We start from the raw sequence: 25,753 nt of genomic DNA, 5'->3' as shown, positions 1-25,753 counted from the left end.
GCTTTGTTGCAGACAAACAGCATTTAACATTTACTTGATGAGCTTGTCTTTTTTGGGGAGTAGTCGGTGATGCCCTCTTGTCCCACTTCAAAGTCACAGCAAGCCATCATTTGTTCTCTAAATTTCACTCGGCTTCTTTGTACTCGGCTTTTAGCGCCAGAGAGTGATAAACCTAGCTGTTCTGCGATACCTTGTTGTGAGTAACCTTCTAACTCGGCTAAACGAAGCGGTGTACCGTATTTTTCGGGCAGTTCATCAATGAGAGGGCGCAGGCACTCTGCTAACTCTTTACGGGCTAGACTACCGCTATCGTGATCTTCTGCGACCAAGTCTTCAGGTAATTCTTCATAGGGTTTCTGCTGGCGATAAAAATCCATGATGGTGTTATGGGCGATACGGTATAACCAGCCTTTTAAGCTGCCCTTTGACTTAAGTTGATGCAAATTGCTACTGGCCTTGATGTAAACATCTTGCAAGATGTCATCGACAGCGTGGCTGTCATTTATCCGCTTGCTAACATAGCTTCTAAGCTGGGCTTTGTGGTTTTGCCATTCAGATATCATACAAACTGGATCTCAAGGTTAAGAATCTTTGATTACTTTTAGTAAGACTAAGCAATTCACTAAAAGACGCAAAACTTTCTGATTTTTATTAAGCCTGCAGGCAACAAAAAATTACTTGGGTCGCTCTATCGAGCATTTAAGCTTGTTGTTACTTATTGATGTGTTAGCGTTATTCATCATGCATATTCAATGAGTTAGCTTTATGACACGTATTTTGGTTGCGGGTTTAGTCAATATTGAGACCACCCTAAAAATTGAAGGCTTTCCTCAACACTATTATCCAGTGACTTACCCTTTCGACGGTATTCAAAGCAGTGTGTCTGGGGTGGCATTTAATGTGGCTAAAGCGCTTGCTACCTTGGGTGATGAGGTTGACTTATGCACGCTGCTGGCACCCGATATGGCAGGAGAACAAGTGCAACAAGCCGTAGCTCAAATACCGAAAGTGAAGCCTTGTTTTGAGTTAACGATGCAAGATACACCACAGTCGGTCATTTTGTATGACCCAGAGGGGCGGCGGCAAATTCATGTAGACCTTAAAGATATTCAGCAACGCAGATACTCGGAACAAGGCTTTAAGAAACAGCTTTTACATAGCGACGCAGTGGTTGTTTGTAACATTAATTTTGCCCGACCAATGCTAGAGCTGGCAAAGCAGGTTGGCAAACTGATTGCTACCGATGTACATACCTTAGGTAACATTGAAGACGAATATAACCAGCAATTTCTTGCCATGGCCGATGTACTGTTTTTGAGTGACGAGCAGGTAAGTGGTGACTATCATCAGTTTATTTGGCAGTTGGTAGAGCGCTATCACAACTCGGTTATTGTGATGGGATTAGGCAGCAACGGTGCTTTGCTGTATACCCAGCAGGCAAATTCCATTCAACATTTTCCCGCTACAACAACGCGACCAGTGCTTAATACTATTGGTGCTGGTGATGCGTTATTTTCATGTTTTTTACATTACTACCTGTTAGAAAGTAATCCTGAAAAGGCGCTCTGCCGGGCGATGGTGTTTGCATCTTACAAAATTGGAGAAGCGGGCGCTGCTTCAGGCTTTTTAAGCCATCAGCAGCTAGAAGACTTTGTTTCTAAGTAGATGGGAGTAGTAGCCTTATAAACTGTAACGTAGCTTTAGTTCATTGGGGTGAGGGGCTAGGTAAGCTTGCTTCGCAACATAGTGGTTCGGATGTTCTCGTAAGTAGTGCTGAATAAGGCTAATTGGCACCAGTAAAGGCAATAAACCTTCGCGATATTCATGAATACGTTCGGCCAGTTCTTCACGTTGTTGGGCAGTGATTTCTCGCTTAAAGTAACCCTGCAAGTGTTGTAATACATTACAGTGGTTTTTGCGGCTGCAGTTATGTTTCAAAATCTCCATAAAACCTTTGATATAACTAGCGAAACCTTCTAGGTCTTGATTACTGCTAATGTTGGCTAATAAGGGGCCCAGTTCGCAGTATTTGGCAGGGTGGTGCGCCATCAATAAGTATTTATATTTAGCGTGAAAATCCTGCACTTTAGCCACGGTAAAGCCTTCGTGCTCAAGCTTTTTCCATTGGTGATAAGCAAACACGCGATTAACAAAGTTTTCGCGCAGTACGGGGTCATTTAATCGGCCGTCTTCTTCAACTGGCAATAAAGGATAAGCTTTCATTAATTCGGCAGTAAATATCCCAACACCGTCTTTGGTGGCGTTGTTTTTAGCCGGTGAATAAACACTGACTCGTTCCATACCGCAGCTAGGAGACTTTGCACATACAACGTAACCGCTATGATGGCTAAGTTGTGGTAAGCGACGCTTAGCGTATTGTTGCATTTTTTCGGTAACATCAAAGCTGCCGTCACTGGCTTGAATGCTTATGACGTCTTCTTGCTGAACTAAACGAATGGTTTTTCTTGGGGTGCCCATGCCTATAGCCATTTCTGGGCAAGTGGGTTCAAAATCAAAATACTTGGCTAATTCGATGCGACAAAAGCGCGATTGTTTGTGTCCGCCATCGTAGCGCACTTCTTCACCTAATAAGCAGCTACTAATACCTACAGAAATTTTGTCGCTAGAAAATTTATTCATGCTGTCAGCTCCTTCACATTATATTGAGTATAACGTTGCTCAAACAATTAGGATCACTTAGAGCTCAGCATTTCTATAGCTTGTTATAAAATATATGATTTAGCTTGTCGGCTAAGCGCTTGCCGGCACGAACAATTTGTAGCTCTAAAGTAGGGCGATGTTGGTTTGCGTAGTTATCGGATAAGTTTTTATCGCCAAATTGATAAACAGCCGGTAATAGTTCACGGCTTTGATTTAGCCATTCTTCATAATGAAAAAGCTGGTCGTTGCTAGGATATTGGCGCTGAAGTTGCTCGGCATATTTGCCCAAAGACAGCTTGTTACTATCAAGTAGTTGGCTATCCCACACCCGGTGTAGATTTGAGTTTTTTCCATACCAACTAACTGAGACCTTATTACCGCCACGGTCGCTTGCGTAACCTACATGCAAGGGTTGATGGATATCACCCACAAAATGAATATAAAACTTTAAGGCTTGTTGGCGCTCTAACTTACTTATATTCGGCCGCTTCAGCTGCTGTTCAAAATACTCCAGTTGGCTGAGTACATCTCCTTTGGAGTTTCGCTGGCTTTGCTCAAGTGACTGCCCTTTGGGAATGTTAATGTAGTGCCAGGGGCCTGTGTGCTTCCAAGCTTTTTGTTTTCTCGCATAGTCTGCCCATGTTGCAAGTACTACCATGCTCTTGCCATCAAGTATTTGTTCGATGTGTTTTTGGCTTTGCGGGTCGAGTTGTTGCTGGGCAATATAAGCGATTAGTTGATGCCCTTTCATGCCAAAGGCTAAACAGCTTTGAGACAGTGAGAATAGGCAGATAAAAACAATACTAAATCGCACTGCCACTAGATGTTGAGCATTTAGACGACTTAGCATTGCTAGTTTATTGATGTTTATAGTTGACTAAGAACATGTTCGGCCTTGCTCACCTCAAAGGATTTAGGTGGTTCTACATTTAGCTGAGTAACCGTTAAGTTATCAATTATCATTGCGTAGCGCTGCGAACGTACCCCGCCAAAACTGGCGGTGTCCATATCTAAGCCTAGTGCTTTAGTAAAACTGGCATCGCCATCGCCCAACATCAGTATATTTTCTGCGTTTTGCGCTTCGCCCCATGCTTGCATAACAAAGGCATCATTCACTGAAACACAGGCAATAAGATCTACGCCTTTGGCTTTTATTTCGTCAGCCAATACGACGTATCCGGGGAGGTGGGCTTCAGAACAAGTGGGGGTAAATGCACCGGGTACTGCAAATAGAACCACCTTTTTGCCCGCAAACAGCTCATGGCTGGTGTGATTCTGCATACCTTGTTGATTAAGTTCGGCTAATGGGGTGTCTGGAATAACTTGCCCTAGTTCTATCATCTTGCACTTCCTAGTAAGTAGTGAAACCAAGCTGTTGCTTGCTTAGACGTTTTAGCCTAGGGGGGAAAATAGCTTAGTGCAAGTGGCGTTGCAAATAACAATTATAAGCTTCGCAATAAGGTGTTTAAGCTCAGTTTGTTGATAAGAGATAGCCAAGCTTAATGCGGCTTAAACTAAAAAGAGCAGCCGATTGGCTACCCTTGTTAATAGCCTAAGCTTAGTGACTTACTTCGATGGACTTAAATCTTGCTCTAGCTTATCGCAAATATACCTGCCAATAGGGAAAGCGGAAGTGGCCGCGGGTGAGGGCGCATTACATACGTGTAAGCTACGCGGGCTGCTTGCAAATAAAAAGTCGTGAACCAAGGTTCCATCTCTTAACACTGCTTGAGCCCGAATGCCGCTAGGATAAGGGCGAAGGTCATGAATGTTTAAGCTAGGGCAGTATTTTCTTACCCGCTGCAGATAACCTGATTTAAACATGGAGTCTTTGGTTTCGCTGAGACCGCTACGAAAATGCTGTTTAGCCACTTTCCAAAAACCCTTGAAACCGAGCATTTCTTTGGTGTCGGCAAGGTTAAAGGACCCCTTGTTGTAACCCTCTCTGGACCAACCTTGTACGGCGTTGGGGCCTACCGTCACACTGCCATCTATCATCTTAGTAAGATGAACACCTAAAAATGGCAAGTCGGGATTAGGGATGGGGTAAATAAGGTGTTTAATCAGTTGGTTATGACGAGGTTGTAATTGATAGTATTCGCCTCGATAAGGAACAATTTGAAAGTCGATATCTAGCTTAAGCATGTTGCATAGGCGGTCGGCCATCAGCCCTCCGCAGGCAATAAGGTATTGGCTACTGATTTGACCATGCTGCGTATCAATCAATATCTTATCGGTTTGTTCGCTCAATCCTGTTACTTGGTGAGACAGCAAAATTTCGCCGCCGGCTTGTTGAAATAACTCGGCCAGTTTTTGGCAGATTTGAGGATAACTAACGATGCCGGTGTCTTTTACTTGCAAAGCACCTAAGCCAACGATGTTAGGTTCTATTTCCTGCAGTTGTTTGGCGTTAAGCGGTTTTACCTTAATGCCATTCTGCTCACAGCGTGTGGCGAGCGCCTGCATATCACTCAATTCTTGTTGATTAGTGGCCACGAGTAGCTTGCCGCATTGCAAGTAGGGAATATCGTGCTGTTGGCAAAAGCTGATGGTGTCTAATAAACCCTGCTTACAGAATTCGGCTTTTAGGCAGCCTGGCTGGTAGTAAACTCCAGCATGAATTACGCCGCTGTTATGGCCTGTTTGATGAAAGGCAAGTGAGGATTCTTTTTCTAGTAGCACTATTTTGGCGCTAGGTTTTCGCTTAATCAGTTCTAAAGCGCTGGCAAGACCTACGATGCCTCCACCAATAATGCTGTAATCGTAGTTCACTGAACCATTCCTTTTACTACTTATATCCATATAACGTTAAGCTTAATTCTGGCATAGAAAAATCTCAGCTTAGACTAAAGATAAAAATCTGCTACTGAATAAAGCTTGCGTCAGTGATAAGGTCAAACTTACCAAAAGGCTAATGAGGCGCTAAATGGATTTCACAATTTATCATGGATTGTTGTTACTCACAGTAGGATTATTTGCTGGAGTTATCAATACCTTGGCGGGAGGGGGATCGAATCTAACACTTCCTGCGTTAATGGTAATGGGGATGCCAGCAGAGGTTGCAAATGCAACCAATAGGGTGGGTATTTTTTTACAGTGTTTAACTGGTGTCTTGGGCTTCAAAAAACACGGTAAATTGGATACTGATGATGTCGCCCCGATCTTATGGCCAACCTTAGTGGGTGGTTTGGTTGGCGCAGTAGCGGCCTCTTATGCTCCTTCGTGGATCATTAAATATTTGTTGCTTGGCGCCATGCTGGCGATGGCTGCATTAATGCTGATTAAGCCTAGTGTTGTTGCCCCCGAGGCAGGAACTGAAGCGCGTAAAATGAAAGATACTCCCTCGGCTAAATGGAGTTTGGCTATCGCCGGTTTTTACGGCGGCTTTGTACAAGCTGGGGTGGGGTTTATTTTGGTCGCCGCGTTGGCTGGGAGTTTGCGCTACGATTTAGTCAGGGCTAACGCGCTTAAATTAGTATGTACCATTGCTTTTACTAGTGTGGCCTTGGTGGTGTTTATTGCACGGGACCAAGTGTTATGGCTACCGGGGTTGGTATTGGCCATTGGTTACATCATTGGCGCACATTACGCGGTTAAATTTGCCATAAAAGCTGCCGCTAATACGCTTAAGTGGTTTTTGTTTGTGATGACCTTAGTAGGCTGCATAGCCGCATTGTGGTTTTAGATCTTATAGCGGCAAATCAATAGGAAGGTAGTATGCAAAAAGTGTTAATTATCATTGCTATGTTAGCATTGAGTGCTTGCAGTTCTAAGCCTGAAGGTATTGAACCTGTTCAGAATTTCAATCTAGATAAGTACTTAGGCACTTGGTACGAGATTGCCCGCTTGGATCATTCATTTGAGCGCGGCATGAGTCACGTTACTGCGACTTATACCCTGCGTGATGACGGTAAAGTATCTGTTCTTAATAAAGGCTTTTCCGAGCAAGACCACCAATGGTTTGAAGCAGAAGGTGTAGCGCAGTTTGTTAGTGAGCCTGATGTTGCACACTTGAAAGTGTCATTCTTTAGGCCATTTTACGGCGCTTACGTGGTGTTTGCTTTAGATGAAAAAGACTATCAATATGCTCTAGTGGCAGGGCCAAACCGAGATTATTTGTGGTTGTTAGCGAGAAGCCCCGAGTTATCGCACGCCATTCGTACCGATTTAGTACATCAAGCTAAAGAGCTTGGATTTGATACTAGCGAACTGATTTTTGTAGAGCACCACGGTGATGTGATAGCGTCAAAAGAGTGAAGACGTTTTACAACAGGAGCAACTATGTGGACTGAAGGTAAAGTAATTCAACGTATTGATTGGAACGATGAACTGTTTTCCTTGCGCATTAAAGCAGAGATAGATCCTTTTGTGGCGGGGCAGTTTATCAAGTTGTCTGAAATACGAGGCGACAAGCGTATTGCCCGAGCTTACTCGCTGGTTAACCCTCCCAACACAGAATATTTAGAAATACTGGCTATTAAAGTGGAAGATGGGCTGCTGTCACCCAATCTACACTTGTTGCAAGCTGGCGATAGCATCGAAGTTTCAACTGCAGCAGCTGGGTTTATGGTACTAGAGGAAGTCCCTCCCGCTAAGCACCTTTGGTTGATTGGAACGGGCACTGGAATAGGCCCATTTTTCTCAATGTTAGAAACTTCAGAGCCTTGGGAGCGGTTCGAAAAAATTGTGCTAGTTTACGGTGTACGAAAAGCTAAGGACATTGCTTATCAAGAGCTGGTTGATAAGTACTTATATGAGCAAGCGGATAAATTTGTCTTTCAAGCCACGGTAACCAGAGAAGATTGCGTCGGCGCACTCAGAGCCAGGATTCCAGCTGCACTGGAAGCGGATCAACTAGAGGATGCAGTAGGGCTTAGTTTCAATGCACAAGACTCTCAGGTGATCATGTGTGGCAATCCGCAAATGATCACTGATGCTCAAAGCATACTTGAGAATAAAGGCTTAAAGAAAAACCTTCGACGAAAGCCAGGACAAGTAACGGTAGAACGCTATTGGTAGTGTGTTTTTTGAGCGTAAATGTTACTCTTTCGTATAGAAGTTTTGTCACTTATTTGATGTATTGATTAGTAATAAGCGCAAAATCTCAGCAATTGTTGTCGGTATTTTTTACAATATGACAATAATAATTTAAATCTATTATTTAAGTTGCTGTATATAAAGAGTTATTTATCTTGGCTTAATTTTTGCTTTAATCTGCTCAGTGATATTAAAGATATACATACTGCTATTTTGGGGGCACTGTGTTTAAACAAATTTTATTAGTAGCAAGTTGCGCGGTTTCGTTGTCTGCTTTCTCTGCCGAGCAAGTTTGGGATTTTGATGACGGCACATTAAACGGTGGCAACCGTAACGGTTATGGCAATACGCTTGACCTAGATGGCCTTAGTGTTCAAGGCTGGTCTGATACTGGGCGTCCTGCGGATTCAACCTTAAGAACAACTAAACTTACGTACAGCAGTAACTGGGGTTTAATGTCTTACAACCGCGATAATGAAAGCGGTACTCCTCAGCACTCAATTGATAGCTATGGCAATGACTTTGACATGGTGCTTCTAAGCTTTGATGAAGCAGTTAACCTAGCTGGCTTTACCTTAGGTTGGGCTAGCGAAGACTATGGCACTAACAGTCAATCAAGCCATGCTGATGTATCAGTATTAGCATACTCTGGCAATGATGCTCCTGCTTTGTACAACAATACCTGGGCTGATTTAGCCGGATTGGGTTGGACCACTGAAGCAGAAGTAAGCAACGCTGACGAATTCGCATACCAAGCTATTGATTCTAGTGCTGCTTCAAAATATTGGTTGATTGGTGCTTATAATCCAATTTTCGGGAGTTTAGGGTGGTCTAGTGGTAATGATGGCTTTAAGTTGGCGGGTGTATCAACTAACAGCCCTCAAGTACCTGTAACCAGCGTACCAGAGCCAGGCACTGTACTACTGTTTGCTGCTGGCTTATTTGGCATCGCATTACGTAGCAGAAAGCGCCAAGCTTAAACCAATACTTCCTTTTCCTGTTTAATTAAAAATACGAAATACTCTGTATTTCGTATTTTTTTGTCTTTTTTTTACTATCTGTTCATTAGATACTGTTTAAGGCTTAATTGACTAGCCCTTGAAGCAACAAGGAATTAGCTTTGATAATGAACAAATTTTTAGTAGCTCTGTGTTTACTGTGTATAACAAATCTTAGCTTTGCTGATCAGCAGGCTAACGAGTACGAACTCGCTGTTAAAGCCTTTCATAGTGGAGAAGAAAATGAAGCCTTCATCCATTTAAAAAATGCACTAAAAGCTAATCCTGAACACCTTTCCTCAAAGCTAATGCTCGCCAAAGTATACTTTAACGCAAATAACTTAGGTTCTGCTGAGAAACAGTTAGAAGAGGCCTTAGTCTTAGGAGCCGACATTAATTTGGTATTACCACTGCTTGGCAATATCCTACTGTTGCAGGGGAAAACTAACGAACTGCTTGCGTTTGAAGAGCGAATTAATGAGTTCTCTAAGCCGAGTTTGTTTGAGTGGAAGTTATTGCGTGGTCGAATTTACTTAAAGAATGCTCAACCAGAATTAGCGCGCAATGAATTTGAGCAAGCTACTAAGCTTATGCCGAATAAGACAAGTGCGATGAATACCTTAGCAACTTTATATTTAAGACAAAAAGAATACGTACTTGCAGAGCAATGGATAGAGCGTTCATTACAAATAGCCAAAAATAATGAGAGAACATGGTTGTTGAAAGGCGATTTAGCTGCGGGTCAGAACAACTTACCTCTTGCCTTGGAGCATTATCAAACCGCTTATCGACTTGATCCTCAAGACCCAAAGATTTTGCGAAGCTTAGTGATGACTCACCTTAAGCTTAACCAGATTGAGCAAGCTAAAGGCTATTTAAAGATAATCCAAGAACAAACACCCAATGATCCTACAGCGATATTGATCGGCGCTACTTTGTTTGCCGGTGAAGACAATACCGAAATGGCCGAGCGAGCCTTAGCAGATTTATCTCAAAAGGTCTCTGCTGCAGAAACTGAGGAGCTAACAGACGCAAACACTTTGCTATTTATTCAGGGCGCGTCGGAATTTATTTTAGAAAACGATGAAAAAGCCCAGCAGTACTTAAGTCAGTACTTACGTCAAAAGCCCAGTGATCTCGGGGCTACCCGAATGCTGTCTAAGCTTTACCTTCGTAATAACGAGTCCTACAAGCTGCAGTTACTTTTGCAAGATAACTTCGATTACATTATTCGCGACTTAGGCTTGTCGGTTCAGTTAGTATATTTGTACATTGATGCCGGTAGGCTACGTGCGGCTCAACAAGCTTTTGAGCAAATTAGAGCCTACCATAGCGACTCAAATTACATGGTGATTTTGGATGCTGAATTGGCTCGGGCAAGTGGTGAATCCGAGCGGGCCTTTAGTCTGTTGGAAGAGCTTCCTTTTACCGAGGATAATGCGCCGATAAAGTGGTTACAGTTGAAAGGCGAATTAGCTTTAGAACTGAACAAGTTTGACCAAGCTAGCCCTGTAATTGAGAGTTTAATTGCCAGAAACATAAACAATGCCAATGCGCAAAACTTAATTGCTGCTTATTACATTAAGACAAAACAAGCAGAATTGGCACTGCGTTATCTTGATGAAGTGTTAGCAAACAACCCAAATAATGTAGGTGCTAGCTTTAACAAAGCAGTGGTCTTGAGAGCGCAGGGCAGCACTGAAGAAGCACTACAAATCTTAGACACCTTGTTAGCCGTAAACAAACAGCACACGCCAAGTCACCTTTTGGCTGCTCGCATTCACCTTGAGCAAAAAAACTATCTAGAAGCGACTGAACAGCTTGATAAAGTTTTGCTATACGAACAAGACAATCGCCAGGCACGCGAGCTAAAACTTGATACGTATATGCAAACAGCACAATGGTCGAATGCCTTAGCCGAAGTTGAGAAGCTAAATCGAGAGTATATTTTGAATGAGCGTTACTTAAGTGCTTATGCAGAAATTCTTATTCGATTAGAACGATATGAAGACGCAGACTACCCCTTAGGTTTATTGGACAGTATTTGGAAAGAGCAGCCAAATAAGTTAATAGGCTTAGCCAGAATGCAAGCCCAAGCCAAGCAGTTAGCAAATGCTAAGAGCTCTCTATTAAAGTCTCACCAGTTGGCACCGGAAAATATGTCAACTTTGATCCTGTTAACTAAAGTAGAACTGGAACAAAATGACTTGGAAGCTGCGGAAAAGACGGTGGCAGATTTAGCCAACAAATTTGGTGAAAGTAGCCAGTTGTTTCTCTTGCAAGGCGATATTCAAATGCGCAAAAGCCAAAAGGAACAAGCTCAGCAAAATTACAGTAAAGCTGTAGAGTTGAATGCGTTTAATCGAGAGGCGGTAGTGCGTTTGTATCAACTGGCTAAACAAGGCATTGCCGATGATGCTTTTCATCAACAAATGGAAGGTTTAGTTACTACTGCTGCAGAGTTGGCTTGGCATAAACGTATTTTGGCCGATAGCTATTTGCACCATAAGCAGCTTGTTAAAGCTCAACAACACTATGAAGACTTGCTCGCCTTGCCAGCATTAAAGCAAGATCCGGGTATTTTGAATAATTTAGCAAATATTTACTCTGGCCAAGACTTAGATAAAGCTTATCAAACTGTCGCACAGGTAGTAGAGCAGGGTGCTAAAAACGCCGCTATTTTGGACACTATTGGATGGATTGAAGTACAGCGTGGCAATGTTGACCAGGGTTTAGTTTACTTACGTGAAGCCTACACAATGAACGCATCAGATGCCGCAATTCGCTATCACTTGGCATTTGCTCTTAGTAAGTTGGGGCGCAAGGCCGAGGCTAAAGCGGAAGCAGAAGCAGCTGTGGAATTAGATCAGCAATTCTCTGAGTATGAAGACGCTAAAGCATTACTGGAGAGCTTGGGCTAAGCTCCTTGGAGGAATAAAAAAGGCCACGTAAGTGGCCTTTTTTGTCGCTCATACTTAGCCAATACGTTTGTATTTTATGCGATGAGGCTGAGCGGCTTCTTCACCAATGGTTTCTTTTAACCAAGCTTCGTACTCGGTAAAGTTGCCTGCGTGGAAGTTAACTTGTCCTTCGTCGCGGTAATCTAGAATGTGAGTTGCGATACGGTCTAAGAACCAACGGTCATGCGAGATAACCATAGCACAGCCAGCAAATTCCAAGAGTGCATTTTCTAGCGCTCGTAGTGTTTCAACATCTAAGTCGTTGGTTGGTTCATCTAGTAGCAGTACGTTACCACCAGTTTGAAGTAACTTAGCCAAATGCAAACGGCCACGTTCACCACCCGATAGCTCCCCAACGCGTTTTTGTTGGTCACCACCTCTAAAGTTGAATCGACCGACGTAAGCGCGACTTGGTACTTCGATATTACCAATTTTTAGAATATCGGAACCGCCAGATACTTCTTGCCATACGGTGGCTTTATCATCCATCGCATCACGGAACTGATCCACGCTAGCTATTTGAACACTTTCGCCAACTTCTACGCTACCAGAGTCTGCTTTTTCTGCTCCGGTAATCATCTTAAATAGAGTCGATTTACCCGCGCCGTTAGGACCAATAATACCTACAATCGCTCCCTTAGGAATGCTAAATGACAGGTCATTAATTAGTACTCGTCCATCATAAGCCTTGCTTAGGTTGTTAACATCAATAACCTTATCACCTAGGCGTTGCGCAGCTGGAATGAATAGCTCGTTGGTTTCATTTCGGCTTTGAAAGCTTTGAGTATTAAGCTCTTCAAAGCGAGCCATACGAGATTTACTTTTACTCTGACGGCCTTTCGCATTTGAACGAACCCATTCCAGCTCTTTCTGAATTGATTTCATACGAGCTTTTTCTTGAGAGGCTTCTTGGTTCAAACGATCTTCTTTTTGTTCAAGCCAAGAAGAGTAGTTACCTTCCCAAGGGATACCTTCACCGCGGTCAAGTTCTAAAATCCAGCCTGCTACGTTATCAAGGAAGTAACGGTCGTGGGTTACCGCCACAACAGTACCTTCATAATCATGTAAGAAGCGCTCTAACCAAGCTACAGACTCTGCATCTAAGTGGTTGGTAGGTTCGTCTAGCAGGAGCATGTCTGGTTTTTCAAGCAACAAGCGACACAGCGCTACGCGGCGACGTTCACCCCCAGAAAGCTTCTCAATTTTTTGGTCCCATTCTGGTAGGCGCAAGGCATCGGCTGCACGCTCTAGTTGATTCTCTAAACTATGTGCATCATGAGTGGCTAAAATCGCTTCTAGTTCACCTTGCTCTTTAGCTAAGGCGTCAAAGTCTGCATCGGGCTCTGCGTATTCGGCATAAACTTGGTCTAAGCGAGTTTGGGCATTTTTTACCACCGCTACTGCTTCTTCAACCACTTCGCGAACCGTTTTGTCTAAGTCCATTTGAGGTTCTTGGGCAAGGTAACCAATTTTGGTTCCTGGGTTAGCACGTGCTTCACCCTCAATATCGGTATCAATACCCGCCATAATGCGTAGTAGGGTAGATTTACCTGAGCCGTTTAAACCGAGTACGCCAATTTTAGCGCCAGGGAAAAAGCTTAAAGAAATGTTTTTAAGAATATGTTTTTTAGGGGGAACGATTTTACCAACGCGGTTCATCGTATAAATAAATTGGGCCATTTGCCGTTCCTTTAAGGGTCTATACTCGAATTTTTGTGTCGCTAAAGCATACACCCAAATTCGCTAATTTTATCTTCCGCTATGATACTGGCTTCGTAGATGGAAGCTAGCTTTGTAAGTCACTTTATGCGGCGGTTTTTTGATGTTGCATAGTGAAGCAGCATAAAGCGGTACTATCTGCTTGTTTTTAACAGAGATAGCCATCAGGGCTTGTCGAATTTCTAAAGTAATAGTGGTATGTTGGAATCATCACAATTTGACACTGCAGATTAAATGAAACAGATTTTATTGACCTGTGTTGCCTTATGTATGGCATTTTCAGTTTCAGCCTTAACTTATGATTTACCCGAAGATGGTAGTCGCCTGCTGGGCGGAAACCAATGGCACAGAGTGCAAAAAGGCGAAACTATTGCGCTTATCGCCGAGCGTTATGGTGTAGGTTTTTTAGCGGTAATGGCGGCGAATAAAGGGGTAGACCCTTTCTTACCAGAAGAAGATACCGAGCTGCTTATTCCCACTCAAATTTTGCTACCCGATGTGGAGCGCAAAGGGGTGGTGGTAAATCTTGCGGAATTGCGTTTGTACTATTTTCGACCAAATAGCACCGAAGTAGATGTGTTACCCATTGGCATTGGCCGAATTGGCCGCGAAACGCCAGAGATGAGCACTTACATTAGTCAAAAACGTGAGCAACCTACTTGGACACCTACTCAAAATATTCGTAATGAATATGCAGCTAAGGGGATTATTTTGCCACCGGTTGTACAGGCAGGGCCAGAAAATCCACTGGGTGAATATGCCTTGCGCTTGGCTTACGGTAATGGTGAGTATTTAATTCATGGCACCAATAAAGAGTTTGGTGTTGGCCTGCGTGTTAGCTCGGGTTGTATACGTTTGTTTCCCGACGATATCGAATACCTGTTTTCGCAGGTTAATCTGAAAACGCCAGTGAGGATCATTAATCAATCGATTAAACATTCGCTTGAACCTAGTGGGGAGTACTTGTTAGAAGTGCACCAGCCGCTTAATCGCTCTGAAGAAGAAGTGACCCAAGCAACTACCTTACAATTGAGTCGTGATGATATTAAGTTTATTACGCAAGCAGGAGTTGACTCGTCGGTGGTGAATCAAGCGCTGAAAAACCAGCAAGGCATTGCTTTGTCGGTAGGAGAAAATCGAGGATAAAAAAAAGGTGATGCTTAGCATCACCTTTTTTTACATCGCTTTAAACTTACTTAGTGTAAGAAGATGCGATGTTGTCGATACGTTCGTTAGCGCGCATCGCTTCAGCTTTAGCTTGGTCAGCACTCATTTGAGCTGACTTAATGTCGCCACTCAAAGAGCTTTGCTCTGCACGAAGAGCTGCAACTTCGTTTGATAGTGCATCAACTTTGTCGCTTAGAGATTGTACGTTGTTTTCTAAAGCGGTAGTGTTTGAAGAACAACCCGCTAGTAAAATGGTAGAAGCAATAGCGCCTGCAACTAAAAACTTATTCATGGTAAGTCCGTCCTTTATATTCAATTCTAACGATTGTTAGCAATCGTTGATTCGTTTAAGCAAAGCTATTCACTGCAATTGAGTGAGCCGCTGGTATGATTATGGCTCAATATGAGCAAGCTGCAAGCGTTTGTTAGTAAAACCAAAAAAAAATAAGGCGAATACAGTTATTTAAGTTGATTTGTTAACATTTATTTAACAAAGGGCGTCGTCGCCTAGAGACATTTTAAATAACAGCTAGCTAATTGTTAGTTAGCGCTTTTACACTGCTTACTAGATTGTTTCTTAATATGCTTAAATTCTGCTTGCTGATTGGCTTTGTTTTGATATCGCACAGGCAGGCTTTTTACCACAATTAAGTAGTCACCCAATGCTTGTTTTTGTTGCTCGCTTAACTCAACAAACTCACTGTGGTTTATAGCCACTAAAGAACTAACTTTTTTACCTTCGAGGCGTTGTTCTACTCTTGAGTAGGTGCCTTGTCGTTGTTCAATGTGAAAGTTGCCCACCGTGTGCATCACCTGTTGAGTTGTTTGAGACTGCAGTTGCAGAGCGATAGATTCTGCCATTGTTTCGTCCCAAGCTAACATGGCAAAAAAGTGATTTTTGCTTTGTTCGCTATCGCCATGGTGGGCGTTGCCAAACAGTCGCTGTTGGTAGGCCGGATCGTTGGTTGTAAAGTCTTGGGCAAGTTTGCTGCGTTCAGATTCTTCTAAGCCCTCTAAATATCCTAAGCCTTGCTGACCAATACAGCGAACATGCTCGCGAGGCGCATTGGCTGCAACTACCTTGAGTTGTTTATCTTTGGCGAATTCAACTAGCGGCCGATAATCAGAGCGGTAGTTATCCCAGGCTTTGGTTTGTTTGATAAGCCATTCTTCACCTATTTCGTCGGCTAGGTAGCTATCTAATAAAGCTTGTTGGCTGCGATTAAATTGCTCCATCGATAAACTAATTTGGTTTTGTTGCTGATATAGAGCTTCCAATAAACGTAGTTGCGCTAAGTGGATAGCGGGATGACTATGGTATTCGCCAAATAATATCACCTGAGAATCAGCCAGTTGCTTGGCAAGTGATTGGGTGTTTTCAACAATTTGTTGGTCGTTTGGGTTGTACAATGCGTAGTCATAGTAAGTCTGCAATTGAATATTTGCAGATGGCGTTGCTTGCTCTACAGGTGGAGTAGCGCTGCAAGCCGATAGAAAGAAAAGTGACAAAATGAGGCCTGAGAGGCGAAGTGACATAATATAAACTCTAATTGTAGATGATAATCATTATCATCTTAACCTTTGTTGGGCTGAGATGTAATGCTTAAATTAACGTGAATTTATTTCATAAAGATCAAAGCAGCTAGTGAGAAAATTGCAAATTTAATAGGCTAAACGCACACTACAGCTTCCAAGGCAGCTAGCGTTTTATTGTTACATTTGTTCATTTGAATAGCGTTAATGGTAAAAAATTTTGCTGTGATCTGAAAAGGACTCAGGTTAGAATGCGCCTTCGAAAAATCACCCACCAACATGTAACAAAAGAGTCAGGAGATACTGATGTTAAAGCGTGATATGAATATCGCCGATTACGATGCCGAATTATGGCAAGCCATTACTAAAGAAGAAGTTCGTCAAGAAGAGCATATTGAGCTGATTGCTTCTGAGAACTACGCCAGCCCACGAGTAATGGAAGCGCAAGGCTCTTACCTTACTAATAAGTACGCCGAAGGATACCCTGGTAAGCGTTACTATGGTGGTTGTGAGTATGTAGATAAAGCAGAAGTGCTAGCCATTGAGCGCGCCAAGCAACTATTTGGTGCCGACTACGCAAACGTGCAACCACATGCTGGTTCACAAGCTAACTCAGCTGTTTTTATGGCTTTGCTTAAAGCAGGTGACACAGTACTAGGCATGAGCTTAGCTCATGGTGGTCACTTAACTCACGGTGCGAGCGTTAGCTTCTCAGGTAAAATCTACAACGCTGTTCAGTACGGGATTAACCCAGAAACTGGCGAGTTAGATTACGCAGAAGTTGAGCGTTTAGCTAAAGAACACAAACCTAAAATGATTATTGCTGGCTTCTCAGCATACTCAGGTGTGGTTGATTGGCAGCGTTTCCGCGATATCGCAGACGAAGTAGGTGCTTACCTATTCGTAGATATGGCGCACATTGCTGGTTTAGTAGCTGCTGGCTTGTATCCAAACCCAGTGCCAGTTGCTGATGTAGTAACAACGACTACTCACAAAACACTAGCTGGCCCACGTGGTGGTTTGATTTTGGCGCGCGCCAACGAAGAGGTAGAGAAGAAGCTTAACTCTGCAGTATTCCCAGGTGGTCAAGGCGGTCCTTTGATGCATGTTATTGCTGCAAAAGCGGTAGCGTTCAAAGAAGCGATGGAGCCAGAGTTCAAGCAATACCAGCAAAACGTATTAGACAATGCCAAAGCTATGGTAGCTGTACTGCAAGAGCGCGGTTACAAGATTGTGTCTAACGGTACAGAAAACCACTTGTTCTTGGTTGATCTCATCGACAAAGACATTACTGGTAAAGATGCCGACGCGGCACTAGGCCGTGCAAACATCACAGTAAATAAAAACTCGGTTCCAAACGATCCGCGTTCTCCATTCGTAACCAGTGGTTTACGTATTGGTACTCCAGCAATTACGCGTCGTGGCTTAGATGTAGCTGCTTCTAAAGAGTTAGCTGGTTGGATTTGTGATGTATTAGATAATTTACAAGACGAAGCGGTAATTGAGCGCGTTAAAGGCCAAGTGTTAGAACTTTGCCAGCGTTTCCCGGTCTACGCTTAAGTAAGCATGTAAACGTCAGGGATTGACGAGATAAAAGAAAGGAGGCTTTATGCCTCCTTTTTTGTATTTGTTTGTTAGGGTTTGTTGATTTTTGCTGATGGTTTTTGCAGCAATTTATTAGCCATTTAGGCAAGGCAGTGAGTGTGCAGTTAAGTGGGCTTAATAATCACTCGCTAACGCTGAATAAATGGCTAAGAAATGCTGCCCGAAGGGTTCGGATAAGCGAACTTTACTCTTTGTTGAGCACTTCTTGCTTAGCCCACTAGGCTTCTAAGTGCTCGCCGCGATTAAAGCCCGCTTATCTCGAACAAAACTTCAACACCAAAGATCAACAGACCCTAGTTAAACTACGGATTATTAAGACTAAATGTGAATAGGAACACAAACCAAGGAGGGATAGGCTGGGTTTTAGCCTGAGAATTAGACAGTTGGTACTGAAATTGCTCAGTTTTTAAGACCTAATTGATAAGTCAAATTACCAGCGCTAAAGGGTAATTGCAGAAGAGAGAGAATCACCATGGACATGAATCCTGTGGCTAGTGCAAAACGATTAATGATTATGCAGTTTGTAATTTGGGGCAGCTTTATGTTGTTCATCATTTCTTAATGTTTGCAGATTAAAGATATCCCTTGGCAATGGAATTGCCTGATTCCGCTTGTTTAAGCGAAGGATTAGTGAGTGTTAAGCGCTTGCCTTGATTAAGGTGAGTAGTACAGGCCACTCTAAGTAAAGATGTAAAATTACCTACCTTTTCTTCTCGCTGTAATACCTCATGGTAAATTTGCGTTAAAAAGCCCGCCAAACTAAGATTGGCCTCTTCGGCTATTTGCTCCAGCAGTTGCCAAAATATCGCTTCCAAACGAATACTGGTTACTACGCCATCTAAACGCACCGACCGAGACTTCAACTCAAACAGTTCTGCTTCGGCGCCAGAATAAATTTCACACATTGGCAATCCCACCATGATCAAACCGAAGTTTAATCATGGTATACAAAATCAACTTTTGCCGTTTCAATTTAGTATTAAGCCAATAGCTTATTAAATTGCGCTAGCCATTGCGGGTGAGCAGGCCAAGCTGGTGCGGTGACCAAGTTCCCATCGGTAAGGGCTTGGTCAACGGCTATATCGGCATAGTCGCCGCCAGCCGCTGTCACTTCAGGCGCACAAGCCGGGTAGGCAGAAATGTGTCTGCCTGAGGCAATACCTGCCGCTGTTAATAGCTGTGCGCCATGGCATATTGCCGCTATCGGCTGTTGCTTAGCGGCAAAGGCTTGAATTATTTCTAATACCTTAGCATTTAAGCGTAAGTATTCCGGGGCACGCCCGCCGGGTAATAATAGCGCATCAAATTCCTCGGTATCGATGTCAGCAAAATTGCCATTTAGGGTGAAGTTGTGCCCCGGTTTTTCGGTATAGGTTTGATCGCCTTCAAAGTCATGGATGGCGGTTTTAATTTGTTCGCCAATGCGTTTCTCTGGGCAAGTTGCGATAACTTCGTGACCTACCATTTGCAGTGCTTGAAATGGCACCATTAACTCATAATCTTCAACAAAATCACCTGCAATAATCAGTATCTTCGCCATGACGCTTTCCTTAACAAGTTATTTACATTTCTAGTGCAGCCTAACTTGAGCGGTAAGCTAAGCGGTAGTAATTGGTTACTACGCAAACGCTATTTGCTTATATATCAAGCTTAACTTTAAGCTAATCAGACTCTTAACAAGCTAAGGGCTAAACAGTAAGTATTTGGCTCAGTGGTTAAACTGAGAGCTAATTCTCATTTTTTCTTCCTTTACTAAGTTGGCGCCATTGTATTTAAACAAAGCCTTACCTAAATAAAGGAATTGTGGGCATTTTCGATAGTTACGCTTTAGCTAACCTGTACCTCAGACGGTTTAGCAGATAAAATTGCCGGATACTCGAATAAGGGATCGCCCATGCATTGTCCATTTTGTTCTGCTCATGAAACCAAGGTTATTGACTCGCGTTTGGTTGCCGATGGCCACCAAGTAAGAAGGCGTCGTGAATGCTTAGAATGCCATGAGCGCTTCACTTCTTTTGAAGTGGCCGAGTTGGTAATGCCGCGAGTGATTAAAGGCAATGGCATTAGAGAGCCTTTTAACGAAGAGAAAATGCGTGCTGGTATGATGCGTGCGTTGGAAAAACGCCCAGTAAGCGTTGACCAAGTAGAGCAAGCGGTAAACAAAATTAAGTCGCAGCTGCGGGCGACTGGCGAACGTGAAGTTGCCACAAAGTTCATTGGCAAGATTGTTATGGAACAGTTGATTGGCCTAGATAAAGTGGCCTACGTGCGTTTTGCTTCGGTTTATCACTCCTTTGAAGATATCAAAGAATTTAGTGACGAAATTGCTAAGTTGGAAAAGTAAGTGAGTTTTAGCGTTCAAGATTGCCAGTTTATGGCAAAGGCCATTGCTCTCGCCAAGCGCGGAAGGTATACCACGGCACCCAATCCTAATGTGGGTTGTGTATTAGTAAAAGATGGTCAGATTATTGGTAAAGGTTATCACCGTAAAGCCGGTGAAGGGCACGCTGAAGTGAATGCCGCAGCGGATGCCAAGCAACGTGGTTTTAGCCTAAAGGGGGCAAGCTGTTATGTCACTCTTGAGCCCTGCAGTCACGTAGGCAGAACGCCAGCTTGTGCCACCATGTTAGTTGAGCAACAAGTGGCCGAAGTAGTGATTGCTATGGTTGACCCTAATCCACAGGTTGCTGGGCGCGGGATTAAGCGCCTTGAAGAGGCTGGCATTAAAGTTCGTACCGGTCTAATGGAGCATTCAGCGCGTGCGCTTAACCCCGGATTTTTGAGCCGTGTTGAGCGTAAACGTCCTTTTGTTCGCTTGAAACTTGCTGGTTCTATCGACGCTAAAACAGCCTTAGCCAATGGCGAAAGCAAGTGGATTACCTCCGCTCATTCTCGCAGCGATGTGCAACGAGAGCGGGCCGCTAGCCATGCTATTTTATCCACCTCTACTACGGTTATTCGCGATAATGCCAGCCTAAACGTGAGATTTAATGAGCTCGGTAGCCTTGCAAAGCAACTTGATGAAACGCCGCTACGTCAGCCATTACGGGTGATTATTGACCGTAAACAACGCTTAGCAGAAGCAGCTCAAGACTTTAATATTTATAAAAATAGTGAGTCTTTGTGGTTGGCTGGCCATCAATCACAAACGCAACTGCCAGCCGCAAAACAGCTGGTGATTGAAGATACGCCAAATTTTTTGCCGCAATTAATGCAGCAGCTAGCTGAAGCAGAAGTAAATGATATCTGGGTTGAAGCTGGAGCTAATTTTGCTGCAGCCCTGATTCAAGCTAACTTAGTTGATCAGCTTATCTGTTACCAAGCCGGTTTATTGATGGGAGCCGATGCTCACAGTTTAGTGGGGCTTGAGGGATATCAGTCGATGAGTGCGTTAAATTCTTGGCAATGCCTTGAAACTCGCCGAATTGGCCCCGACATTAAAACTATCTGGATCCCGCAAGCACAGGGCGCACATTAATGTTTACTGGAATAATTGAAGCCCTAGGCAAGATTTCTCGCATTGAAAAACGCAGTGGTGACGTGCGATTAAACATCGCCAGTGCTGGCCTGGATATGTCGGATGTAAGACTTGGCGATAGCATCGCGGTAAATGGTATATGTTTAACCGTGGTCGACTTTAGCAATGAGCACTTTTGCGCCGATGTATCTACCGAGACTTTAAGTTTAACTTCGCTGGCTAAATGCAAACAAGGTGACAAGGTTAACCTTGAAAAAGCCATGCTTGCGACTAATCGCTTTGGTGGTCATATTGTCAGTGGTCATGTTGATGGCTTAGCAGAAGTAGTAAGCATTAGCCCCAGCGCACGAGCGATTAATATTTGGTTAAAGGTGCCTAATGATCTGGCGCGTTACATAGCCCATAAAGGATCCGTAACCGTAGATGGCATTAGCTTAACGGTGAACGAAGTACAGCAGCAACAGCTACGTTTAACCATTATTCCCCATACCGCCGAGCAAACAACCATTGGTGCTTGGTCGCCTGGGCAAAAAATTAACTTAGAAGTTGATGTTATCGCTCGCTATGTGGAGCGTTTAATCGGCTATGCTGATGAGAACACTAACGATTCAAAAATAAATACTGCATTTTTGGCGCAGCACGGCTTTATGAAATAGCTCGCCCAATCAAGATGCGCTAATAACAATAAATACTATCCCCAAAGGTAAGAAAGGTTTTGCTATGTCACTAAGCAGTATCGAAGAAATTATTGAAGATTTACGCCATGGAAAAATGGTGGTGCTAATGGATGATGAAGATCGAGAGAATGAAGGCGATCTCATCATGGCAGCTGATATGGTAACACCAGAGGCCATTAACTTTATGGCTACCTATGGGCGTGGATTGATTTGTTTACCCATGACTAAACAGCGCTGTCAGCAACTAAAGTTGCCACTGATGGTGGATGTAAATACCGAGCAGTTTGCTACTAACTTCACGGTATCTATTGAAGCATCGCAAGGCGTGACTACCGGAATTTCTGCAGCAGATCGCTCGCGTACTGTGCAAGCAGCCGTTGCCCGTGATGCTAAGCCTAGTGACATTGTTATGCCTGGCCATATCTTCCCGCTAATGGCGCAAGAAGGTGGGGTACTTACTCGCGCTGGACATACTGAAGCAGGAACTGATTTGGCAAGGTTAGCTGGTCGAGAACCAGCAGCGGTGATTGTTGAGATCCTTAATCAAGACGGCACCATGGCGCGTCGCCCTGATCTTGAGGTGTTTTGTAAAGAACACGGCTTAAAGATGGGCACTATCGCCGATCTCATCGAATACCGTAATAACAACGAAACCACTATTGAGCGAGTAGCAGAATGTAAAATGCCTAGCCGCCACGGTGATTTCAAGCTGATTACCTACCGCGATACCATCGATGAAAAAGTCCACTTTGTGATGCAAGCCGGTGAGATAAAAGAAGATGAGGCCACGCTGGTACGTGTGCACTTACACAATACTTTTAGTGATTTATTAGGCAGTGACCGGGCTGGAAAGATGAGCTGGCCGCTGGATAAAGCGCTAGAAAAAATTGCTCAAGAAAATGGCGTGCTGGTGCTACTTAGTACCGATGATAAGGCCGATAATTTGATTGACCAAGTTAAAGCCTTTGCTCTGCAAGATCGCGGTGAGACTCCAGCCCAAAAGCAAGCGCACAGCGCTTCACGTACTGTTGGAGTAGGCTCTCAAATTTTAGCTGACCTAGGTGTAAGCAAAATGCGTTTATTAAGTTCACCTAAGCGGTATCACGCATTATCTGGCTTCGGTTTGGAAGTGGTTGAGTATATCGACCAAGAATAACTCGAGTATTAGTGAGAAATTATTTTATTAAGGGCCTAGCAGATTAGTTGTGCTAGAATAGCGCGATTTTTTTGATGGACTCAAAGAAAAGGCAGAATTAAGTATGAAAGTAATTGAAGCAAATTTAGCTACACCAAACGCTAAAGTGGCTATTGTTATCGCTCGTTTTAACAGCTTTATTAACGAGAGCTTGTTATCAGGCGCTGTGGATACGCTAACTCGTCAAGGTGGTATTAGCGATGACAACATTACAGTTGTTCGTGTACCGGGCGCAGTAGAGATCCCACTGGCTGCTAAACGCATTGCAGCAAGCAAAAAGTACGATGCTATTATTGCTTTAGGTACAGTAATTCGTGGTGGCACTTACCACTTTGAATTAGTGGCTAACGAATGCCACAAAGGTTTAGCTCAAGTTATGATGGAATTTGATATTCCAGTAACTTTTGGCGTGCTTACTACTGAGTCTATCGAGCAAGCGATTGAACGCGCTGGCACTAAAATGGGTAATAAAGGTACCGAAGCTGCCCTAAGCGCTTTGGAAATGATCAACTTAGTTGATCAGATAGAAGTTTAATTTGAGGAATTCTCTGTGAAACCAGCTGCACGTCGTAAAGCTAGGCAATTTGCTACTCAAGCAATTTATCAATGGCAGGTGACCAAGGACAGCGTTGCTAACATCGAACATCAGTTCCTAACCGAACAAGACATGAGTAAGGCCGATGTTCCTTATTTTTCTACTCTGCTGACTGGCGTAGTAGCAAACAGCGAAAAGTTAGATGAAGCGATGAGCTCTTCGCTTTCTCGTAAGTTAGAAGAATTAGATATTGTTGAACACGCAATTTTGTTGATTGGTGTTTACGAGCTATTAATGGTGAGCGATGTGCCACCTAAAGTTGTAATTAACGAAGCGATTGAATTAGCTAAGTCATTTGCCGCTGAAGATAGCCACAAGTTTGTTAATGGCGTGCTAGATAAAGTACTACGTTTACAGCAGTTTAAGTCTTAGTTGCATGTCTTCTCAGCCTCCTTTGGGTGAATTTGATATCATCGAAAAGTTCTTCCAGCGCAGTGCTTCACGCCCCGATGTATTACTGGGTGTAGGTGATGATGCAGCGCTGGTAACTGTTCCCGAGAATAACCAAATTGCTATTTCTACCGACACCTTGGTAGAAGGCGTACATTTTTTCTCAGATATCCCACCTCGAGCGCTTGGCCATAAAGCGCTTGCAGTTAATTTAAGCGACATGGCAGCCATGGGGGCAGAGCCGCGTTGGGTGACCTTAGCGATCACCTTGCCGGAAATTGACGAAGCGTGGTTAGCCCAGTTCAGCAAAGGCTTTCATGACTTAGCTGAATACTTCAATGTTGCCTTAATTGGTGGTGACACCACTAAAGGTCCCTTAAGTATTACCGTGACGGTTCACGGCGTAGTACCTGAAGGAAAAGCCTTGCGCAGAGACGGAGCCAAGCCTGGTGACTGGGTATATGTTACTGGCAATATTGGTGACTCTGGTCTTGCACTGGCGCATCTTCAAGACAAAATCAGCTTAAACCCTCAACAGTTAGAGCTAAGCCTAAAACAGCACTATTACCCGCAACCTAGAGTGCTTGCTGGCTATGGTTTGCGTGATATAGCCTCTGCAACCATTGATATTTCAGACGGCCTATACAACGATCTACAGCATATCCTCAGAAAGAGCCACTGCTCGGCGGTACTAAACCTAGACAGCCTGCCACTTTCAGAGACCATGAATGAAGCCGTTGGTGTAGAGCAAAGCATTGCCTTAGCACTAAATGGTGGCGAGGATTACGAGCTATGCTTTACTGTGCCTGAATCTAATAAAGGCTCAGTCGATACTTCTTTATCTTTCAGTGGAATTCAGTTTACTTGTATCGGGCAGTTAGCGCCTGGCCATGGTGAGATAAAGCTAAAATATCAAGATAAACCTTATCAAATCGAACCCACTGGGTGGGATCACTTCAACTAATCCTAGCGAGTAGCGAGAACTGCAATGGATAAAGCTTTAGCCAAATTAAGCTTACGGAACCCTCTACACTTATGCGCACTTGGCTTAGGTAGTGGCTTAGCCCCCAAAGCACCGGGTACTTTTGGTACCTTAGCAGCTATTCCTTTGTATTTACTGCTAGCGCCACTACCTGTTTGGGCCTACGTGGCAGTACTGCTAGTAAGCTTTGTTTTTGGTGTTTGGTGTTGTCAAAAAGCAAGTGATGCAATGGGTGTGCATGATCACGGGGCGATTGTGTGGGATGAGTTTGTTGGCTACTGGATTACCATGTTCATGGTGCCGCTATCTCCCCTTAATGTGCTACTCGGTTTTATACTATTTCGCTTTTTTGATGTTTTGAAGCCTTGGCCCATCAAAATTTTGGATAAAAAAGTGCACGGTGGCTTTGGTATAATGATAGATGACGTATTAGCCGGTGTGTTTGCAGCTATTTCTTTGCAAGTTGTGCTGTTTGTCCTCGCTTAACAGAGCATTCTCTCTGCTTGCCAGATTTGTTCTCCCCTAAATTTAGTTAAATCTGCTTATGCAAACCTTGCATAAGCTTATTCTTCATTGCATAAATATGACATTATATCGAATCCTTAATCACTATCACTGCCTTCTGTGATTTTTGGATTATAAAATCCTGTTTATGCTATTTACAGTGGCAGATAAAAATACTAATTTATTACGGGTAAAAAGCGGATCAGGCTTGATTAAGTCTTGCTCAGTTCACAATTGTTGTTTGAATAGCGA

26 protein-coding genes are annotated in these 25,753 nt (G+C 43.5%); 16 read left to right on the top strand and 10 right to left on the bottom strand.

The window, feature by feature from the left end:
* Positions 1 to 23: 23 nt before the first annotated feature.
* Entirely contained in the window at positions 24 to 563 is a 540-nt protein-coding gene (gene sigZ / locus LQZ07_RS18260; protein ID WP_152781829.1) for an RNA polymerase sigma factor SigZ, read from the bottom strand.
* Between the two features lie 202 nt (positions 564 to 765).
* Between sigZ and LQZ07_RS18255 the strand changes: the two genes are divergently transcribed.
* On the top strand, positions 766 to 1,665 hold the full coding sequence (locus LQZ07_RS18255; protein ID WP_152781827.1) for a carbohydrate kinase family protein: 900 nt from the start codon (positions 766 to 768) through the stop codon (positions 1,663 to 1,665).
* 15 nt (positions 1,666 to 1,680) lie between these two features.
* Here the strand turns inward: LQZ07_RS18255 and LQZ07_RS18250 are convergent, their stop codons facing one another.
* The 4 genes from LQZ07_RS18250 to lhgO all read right to left on the bottom strand — a co-directional run bounded on the left by LQZ07_RS18250 (position 1,681) and on the right by lhgO (position 5,433).
* Positions 1,681 to 2,640, bottom strand: coding sequence for a DUF523 and DUF1722 domain-containing protein (locus LQZ07_RS18250; protein WP_152781825.1), 960 nt, complete (start codon positions 2,638 to 2,640; stop codon positions 1,681 to 1,683).
* 73 nt (positions 2,641 to 2,713) lie between these two features.
* Positions 2,714 to 3,511 carry a S1/P1 nuclease gene (locus LQZ07_RS18245; RefSeq protein ID WP_152781823.1) on the bottom strand — a complete coding sequence of 266 codons (798 nt, stop codon included), beginning with the start codon at positions 3,509 to 3,511 and terminating at the stop codon, positions 2,714 to 2,716.
* A gap of 17 nt (positions 3,512 to 3,528) precedes the next feature.
* A complete protein-coding gene (locus LQZ07_RS18240; protein ID WP_016402672.1) occupies positions 3,529 to 4,002 on the bottom strand; it encodes a peroxiredoxin in 474 nt (157 codons plus the stop codon).
* Positions 4,003 to 4,227: 225 nt separating this feature from the next.
* Positions 4,228 to 5,433, bottom strand: a complete 1,206-nt coding sequence (gene lhgO / locus LQZ07_RS18235; RefSeq protein WP_249483245.1) for an L-2-hydroxyglutarate oxidase — start codon at positions 5,431 to 5,433, stop codon at positions 4,228 to 4,230.
* Between the two features lie 154 nt (positions 5,434 to 5,587).
* On the opposite strand from lhgO, the gene LQZ07_RS18230 reads away from it, so the two are divergent.
* The 5 genes from LQZ07_RS18230 to LQZ07_RS18210 all read left to right on the top strand — a co-directional run bounded on the left by LQZ07_RS18230 (position 5,588) and on the right by LQZ07_RS18210 (position 11,617).
* Entirely contained in the window at positions 5,588 to 6,346 is a 759-nt protein-coding gene (locus LQZ07_RS18230) for a sulfite exporter TauE/SafE family protein (protein WP_152781819.1), read from the top strand.
* Positions 6,347 to 6,378: 32 nt separating this feature from the next.
* Complete coding sequence (locus LQZ07_RS18225) at positions 6,379 to 6,918, top strand: lipocalin family protein (RefSeq protein WP_016402675.1); 540 nt, start codon at positions 6,379 to 6,381, stop codon at positions 6,916 to 6,918.
* A gap of 24 nt (positions 6,919 to 6,942) precedes the next feature.
* The gene (locus LQZ07_RS18220; RefSeq protein ID WP_152781817.1) at positions 6,943 to 7,680 is read left to right on the top strand and encodes a ferredoxin--NADP reductase; all 738 of its coding nucleotides are present in this window, start codon (positions 6,943 to 6,945) and stop codon (positions 7,678 to 7,680) included.
* Between the two features lie 242 nt (positions 7,681 to 7,922).
* Positions 7,923 to 8,678 (top strand): exosortase-dependent surface protein XDP1, encoded by a 756-nt coding sequence (gene xdp1 / locus LQZ07_RS18215; RefSeq protein WP_152781815.1) that lies wholly within the window; start codon positions 7,923 to 7,925, stop codon positions 8,676 to 8,678.
* Positions 8,679 to 8,824: 146 nt separating this feature from the next.
* Entirely contained in the window at positions 8,825 to 11,617 is a 2,793-nt protein-coding gene (locus LQZ07_RS18210) for a tetratricopeptide repeat protein (RefSeq protein ID WP_152781813.1), read from the top strand.
* A 54-nt stretch (positions 11,618 to 11,671) separates the two neighbouring features.
* Here LQZ07_RS18210 and ettA read toward each other — a convergent pair whose 3' ends face one another.
* A complete protein-coding gene (gene ettA / locus LQZ07_RS18205) occupies positions 11,672 to 13,336 on the bottom strand; it encodes an energy-dependent translational throttle protein EttA (protein WP_016402679.1) in 1,665 nt (554 codons plus the stop codon).
* A 273-nt stretch (positions 13,337 to 13,609) separates the two neighbouring features.
* On the opposite strand from ettA, the gene LQZ07_RS18200 reads away from it, so the two are divergent.
* Complete coding sequence (locus LQZ07_RS18200) at positions 13,610 to 14,521, top strand: L,D-transpeptidase family protein (protein ID WP_152781811.1); 912 nt, start codon at positions 13,610 to 13,612, stop codon at positions 14,519 to 14,521.
* A gap of 46 nt (positions 14,522 to 14,567) precedes the next feature.
* Here LQZ07_RS18200 and LQZ07_RS18195 read toward each other — a convergent pair whose 3' ends face one another.
* Both LQZ07_RS18195 and LQZ07_RS18190 read right to left on the bottom strand, forming a co-directional pair.
* Complete coding sequence (locus LQZ07_RS18195; protein WP_016402681.1) at positions 14,568 to 14,834, bottom strand: Lpp/OprI family alanine-zipper lipoprotein; 267 nt, start codon at positions 14,832 to 14,834, stop codon at positions 14,568 to 14,570.
* 248 nt (positions 14,835 to 15,082) lie between these two features.
* Complete coding sequence (locus LQZ07_RS18190) at positions 15,083 to 16,078, bottom strand: ChaN family lipoprotein (protein ID WP_152781809.1); 996 nt, start codon at positions 16,076 to 16,078, stop codon at positions 15,083 to 15,085.
* Between the two features lie 303 nt (positions 16,079 to 16,381).
* On the opposite strand from LQZ07_RS18190, the gene glyA reads away from it, so the two are divergent.
* A complete protein-coding gene (gene glyA, locus LQZ07_RS18185; RefSeq protein WP_016402684.1) occupies positions 16,382 to 17,635 on the top strand; it encodes a serine hydroxymethyltransferase in 1,254 nt (417 codons plus the stop codon).
* A 617-nt stretch (positions 17,636 to 18,252) separates the two neighbouring features.
* On the opposite strand, the gene LQZ07_RS18180 is transcribed toward glyA, so the two are convergent.
* Together LQZ07_RS18180 and LQZ07_RS18175 are read right to left on the bottom strand one after the other, a co-directional pair.
* Positions 18,253 to 18,585 carry a ribbon-helix-helix domain-containing protein gene (locus LQZ07_RS18180; protein ID WP_152781807.1) on the bottom strand — a complete coding sequence of 111 codons (333 nt, stop codon included), beginning with the start codon at positions 18,583 to 18,585 and terminating at the stop codon, positions 18,253 to 18,255.
* Between the two features lie 74 nt (positions 18,586 to 18,659).
* Positions 18,660 to 19,220, bottom strand: coding sequence for a DJ-1/PfpI family protein (locus LQZ07_RS18175; RefSeq protein ID WP_152781806.1), 561 nt, complete (start codon positions 19,218 to 19,220; stop codon positions 18,660 to 18,662).
* Positions 19,221 to 19,574: 354 nt separating this feature from the next.
* Between LQZ07_RS18175 and nrdR the strand changes: the two genes are divergently transcribed.
* The 8 genes from nrdR (at position 19,575) to LQZ07_RS18135 (ending at position 25,483) form a co-directional block, all read left to right on the top strand.
* Complete coding sequence (gene nrdR / locus LQZ07_RS18170) at positions 19,575 to 20,024, top strand: transcriptional regulator NrdR (RefSeq protein WP_016402688.1); 450 nt, start codon at positions 19,575 to 19,577, stop codon at positions 20,022 to 20,024.
* Entirely contained in the window at positions 20,025 to 21,158 is a 1,134-nt protein-coding gene (gene ribD, locus LQZ07_RS18165; protein ID WP_249483243.1) for a bifunctional diaminohydroxyphosphoribosylaminopyrimidine deaminase/5-amino-6-(5-phosphoribosylamino)uracil reductase RibD, read from the top strand.
* Positions 21,158 to 21,814, top strand: coding sequence for a riboflavin synthase (locus tag LQZ07_RS18160; protein ID WP_016402690.1), 657 nt, complete (start codon positions 21,158 to 21,160; stop codon positions 21,812 to 21,814). The genes ribD and LQZ07_RS18160 overlap by 1 nt, the downstream gene beginning before the upstream one ends.
* 64 nt (positions 21,815 to 21,878) lie before the next feature.
* Positions 21,879 to 22,991 carry a bifunctional 3,4-dihydroxy-2-butanone-4-phosphate synthase/GTP cyclohydrolase II gene (ribBA, locus tag LQZ07_RS18155; protein ID WP_016402691.1) on the top strand — a complete coding sequence of 371 codons (1,113 nt, stop codon included), beginning with the start codon at positions 21,879 to 21,881 and terminating at the stop codon, positions 22,989 to 22,991.
* Between the two features lie 103 nt (positions 22,992 to 23,094).
* Positions 23,095 to 23,565: a 6,7-dimethyl-8-ribityllumazine synthase gene (gene ribE / locus LQZ07_RS18150; RefSeq protein ID WP_016402692.1), complete on the top strand. Its 471-nt coding sequence runs from the start codon at positions 23,095 to 23,097 to the stop codon at positions 23,563 to 23,565.
* 15 nt (positions 23,566 to 23,580) lie between these two features.
* Positions 23,581 to 23,997, top strand: coding sequence for a transcription antitermination factor NusB (nusB, locus tag LQZ07_RS18145; protein WP_016402693.1), 417 nt, complete (start codon positions 23,581 to 23,583; stop codon positions 23,995 to 23,997).
* Positions 23,998 to 24,001: 4 nt separating this feature from the next.
* Complete coding sequence (gene thiL / locus LQZ07_RS18140; protein ID WP_152781804.1) at positions 24,002 to 24,979, top strand: thiamine-phosphate kinase; 978 nt, start codon at positions 24,002 to 24,004, stop codon at positions 24,977 to 24,979.
* A 24-nt stretch (positions 24,980 to 25,003) separates the two neighbouring features.
* Positions 25,004 to 25,483 carry a phosphatidylglycerophosphatase A gene (locus tag LQZ07_RS18135; protein WP_016402695.1) on the top strand — a complete coding sequence of 160 codons (480 nt, stop codon included), beginning with the start codon at positions 25,004 to 25,006 and terminating at the stop codon, positions 25,481 to 25,483.
* Positions 25,484 to 25,753: the final 270 nt, after the last annotated feature.

The sequence above is a fragment of the Agarivorans sp. B2Z047 genome (genome assembly GCF_023373605.1).
Taxonomy (GTDB): domain Bacteria; phylum Pseudomonadota; class Gammaproteobacteria; order Enterobacterales; family Celerinatantimonadaceae; genus Agarivorans; species Agarivorans albus.
Note: the sequence above shows the minus strand (reverse complement) of the source record. Positions and strands in the feature narration are given on the sequence as shown.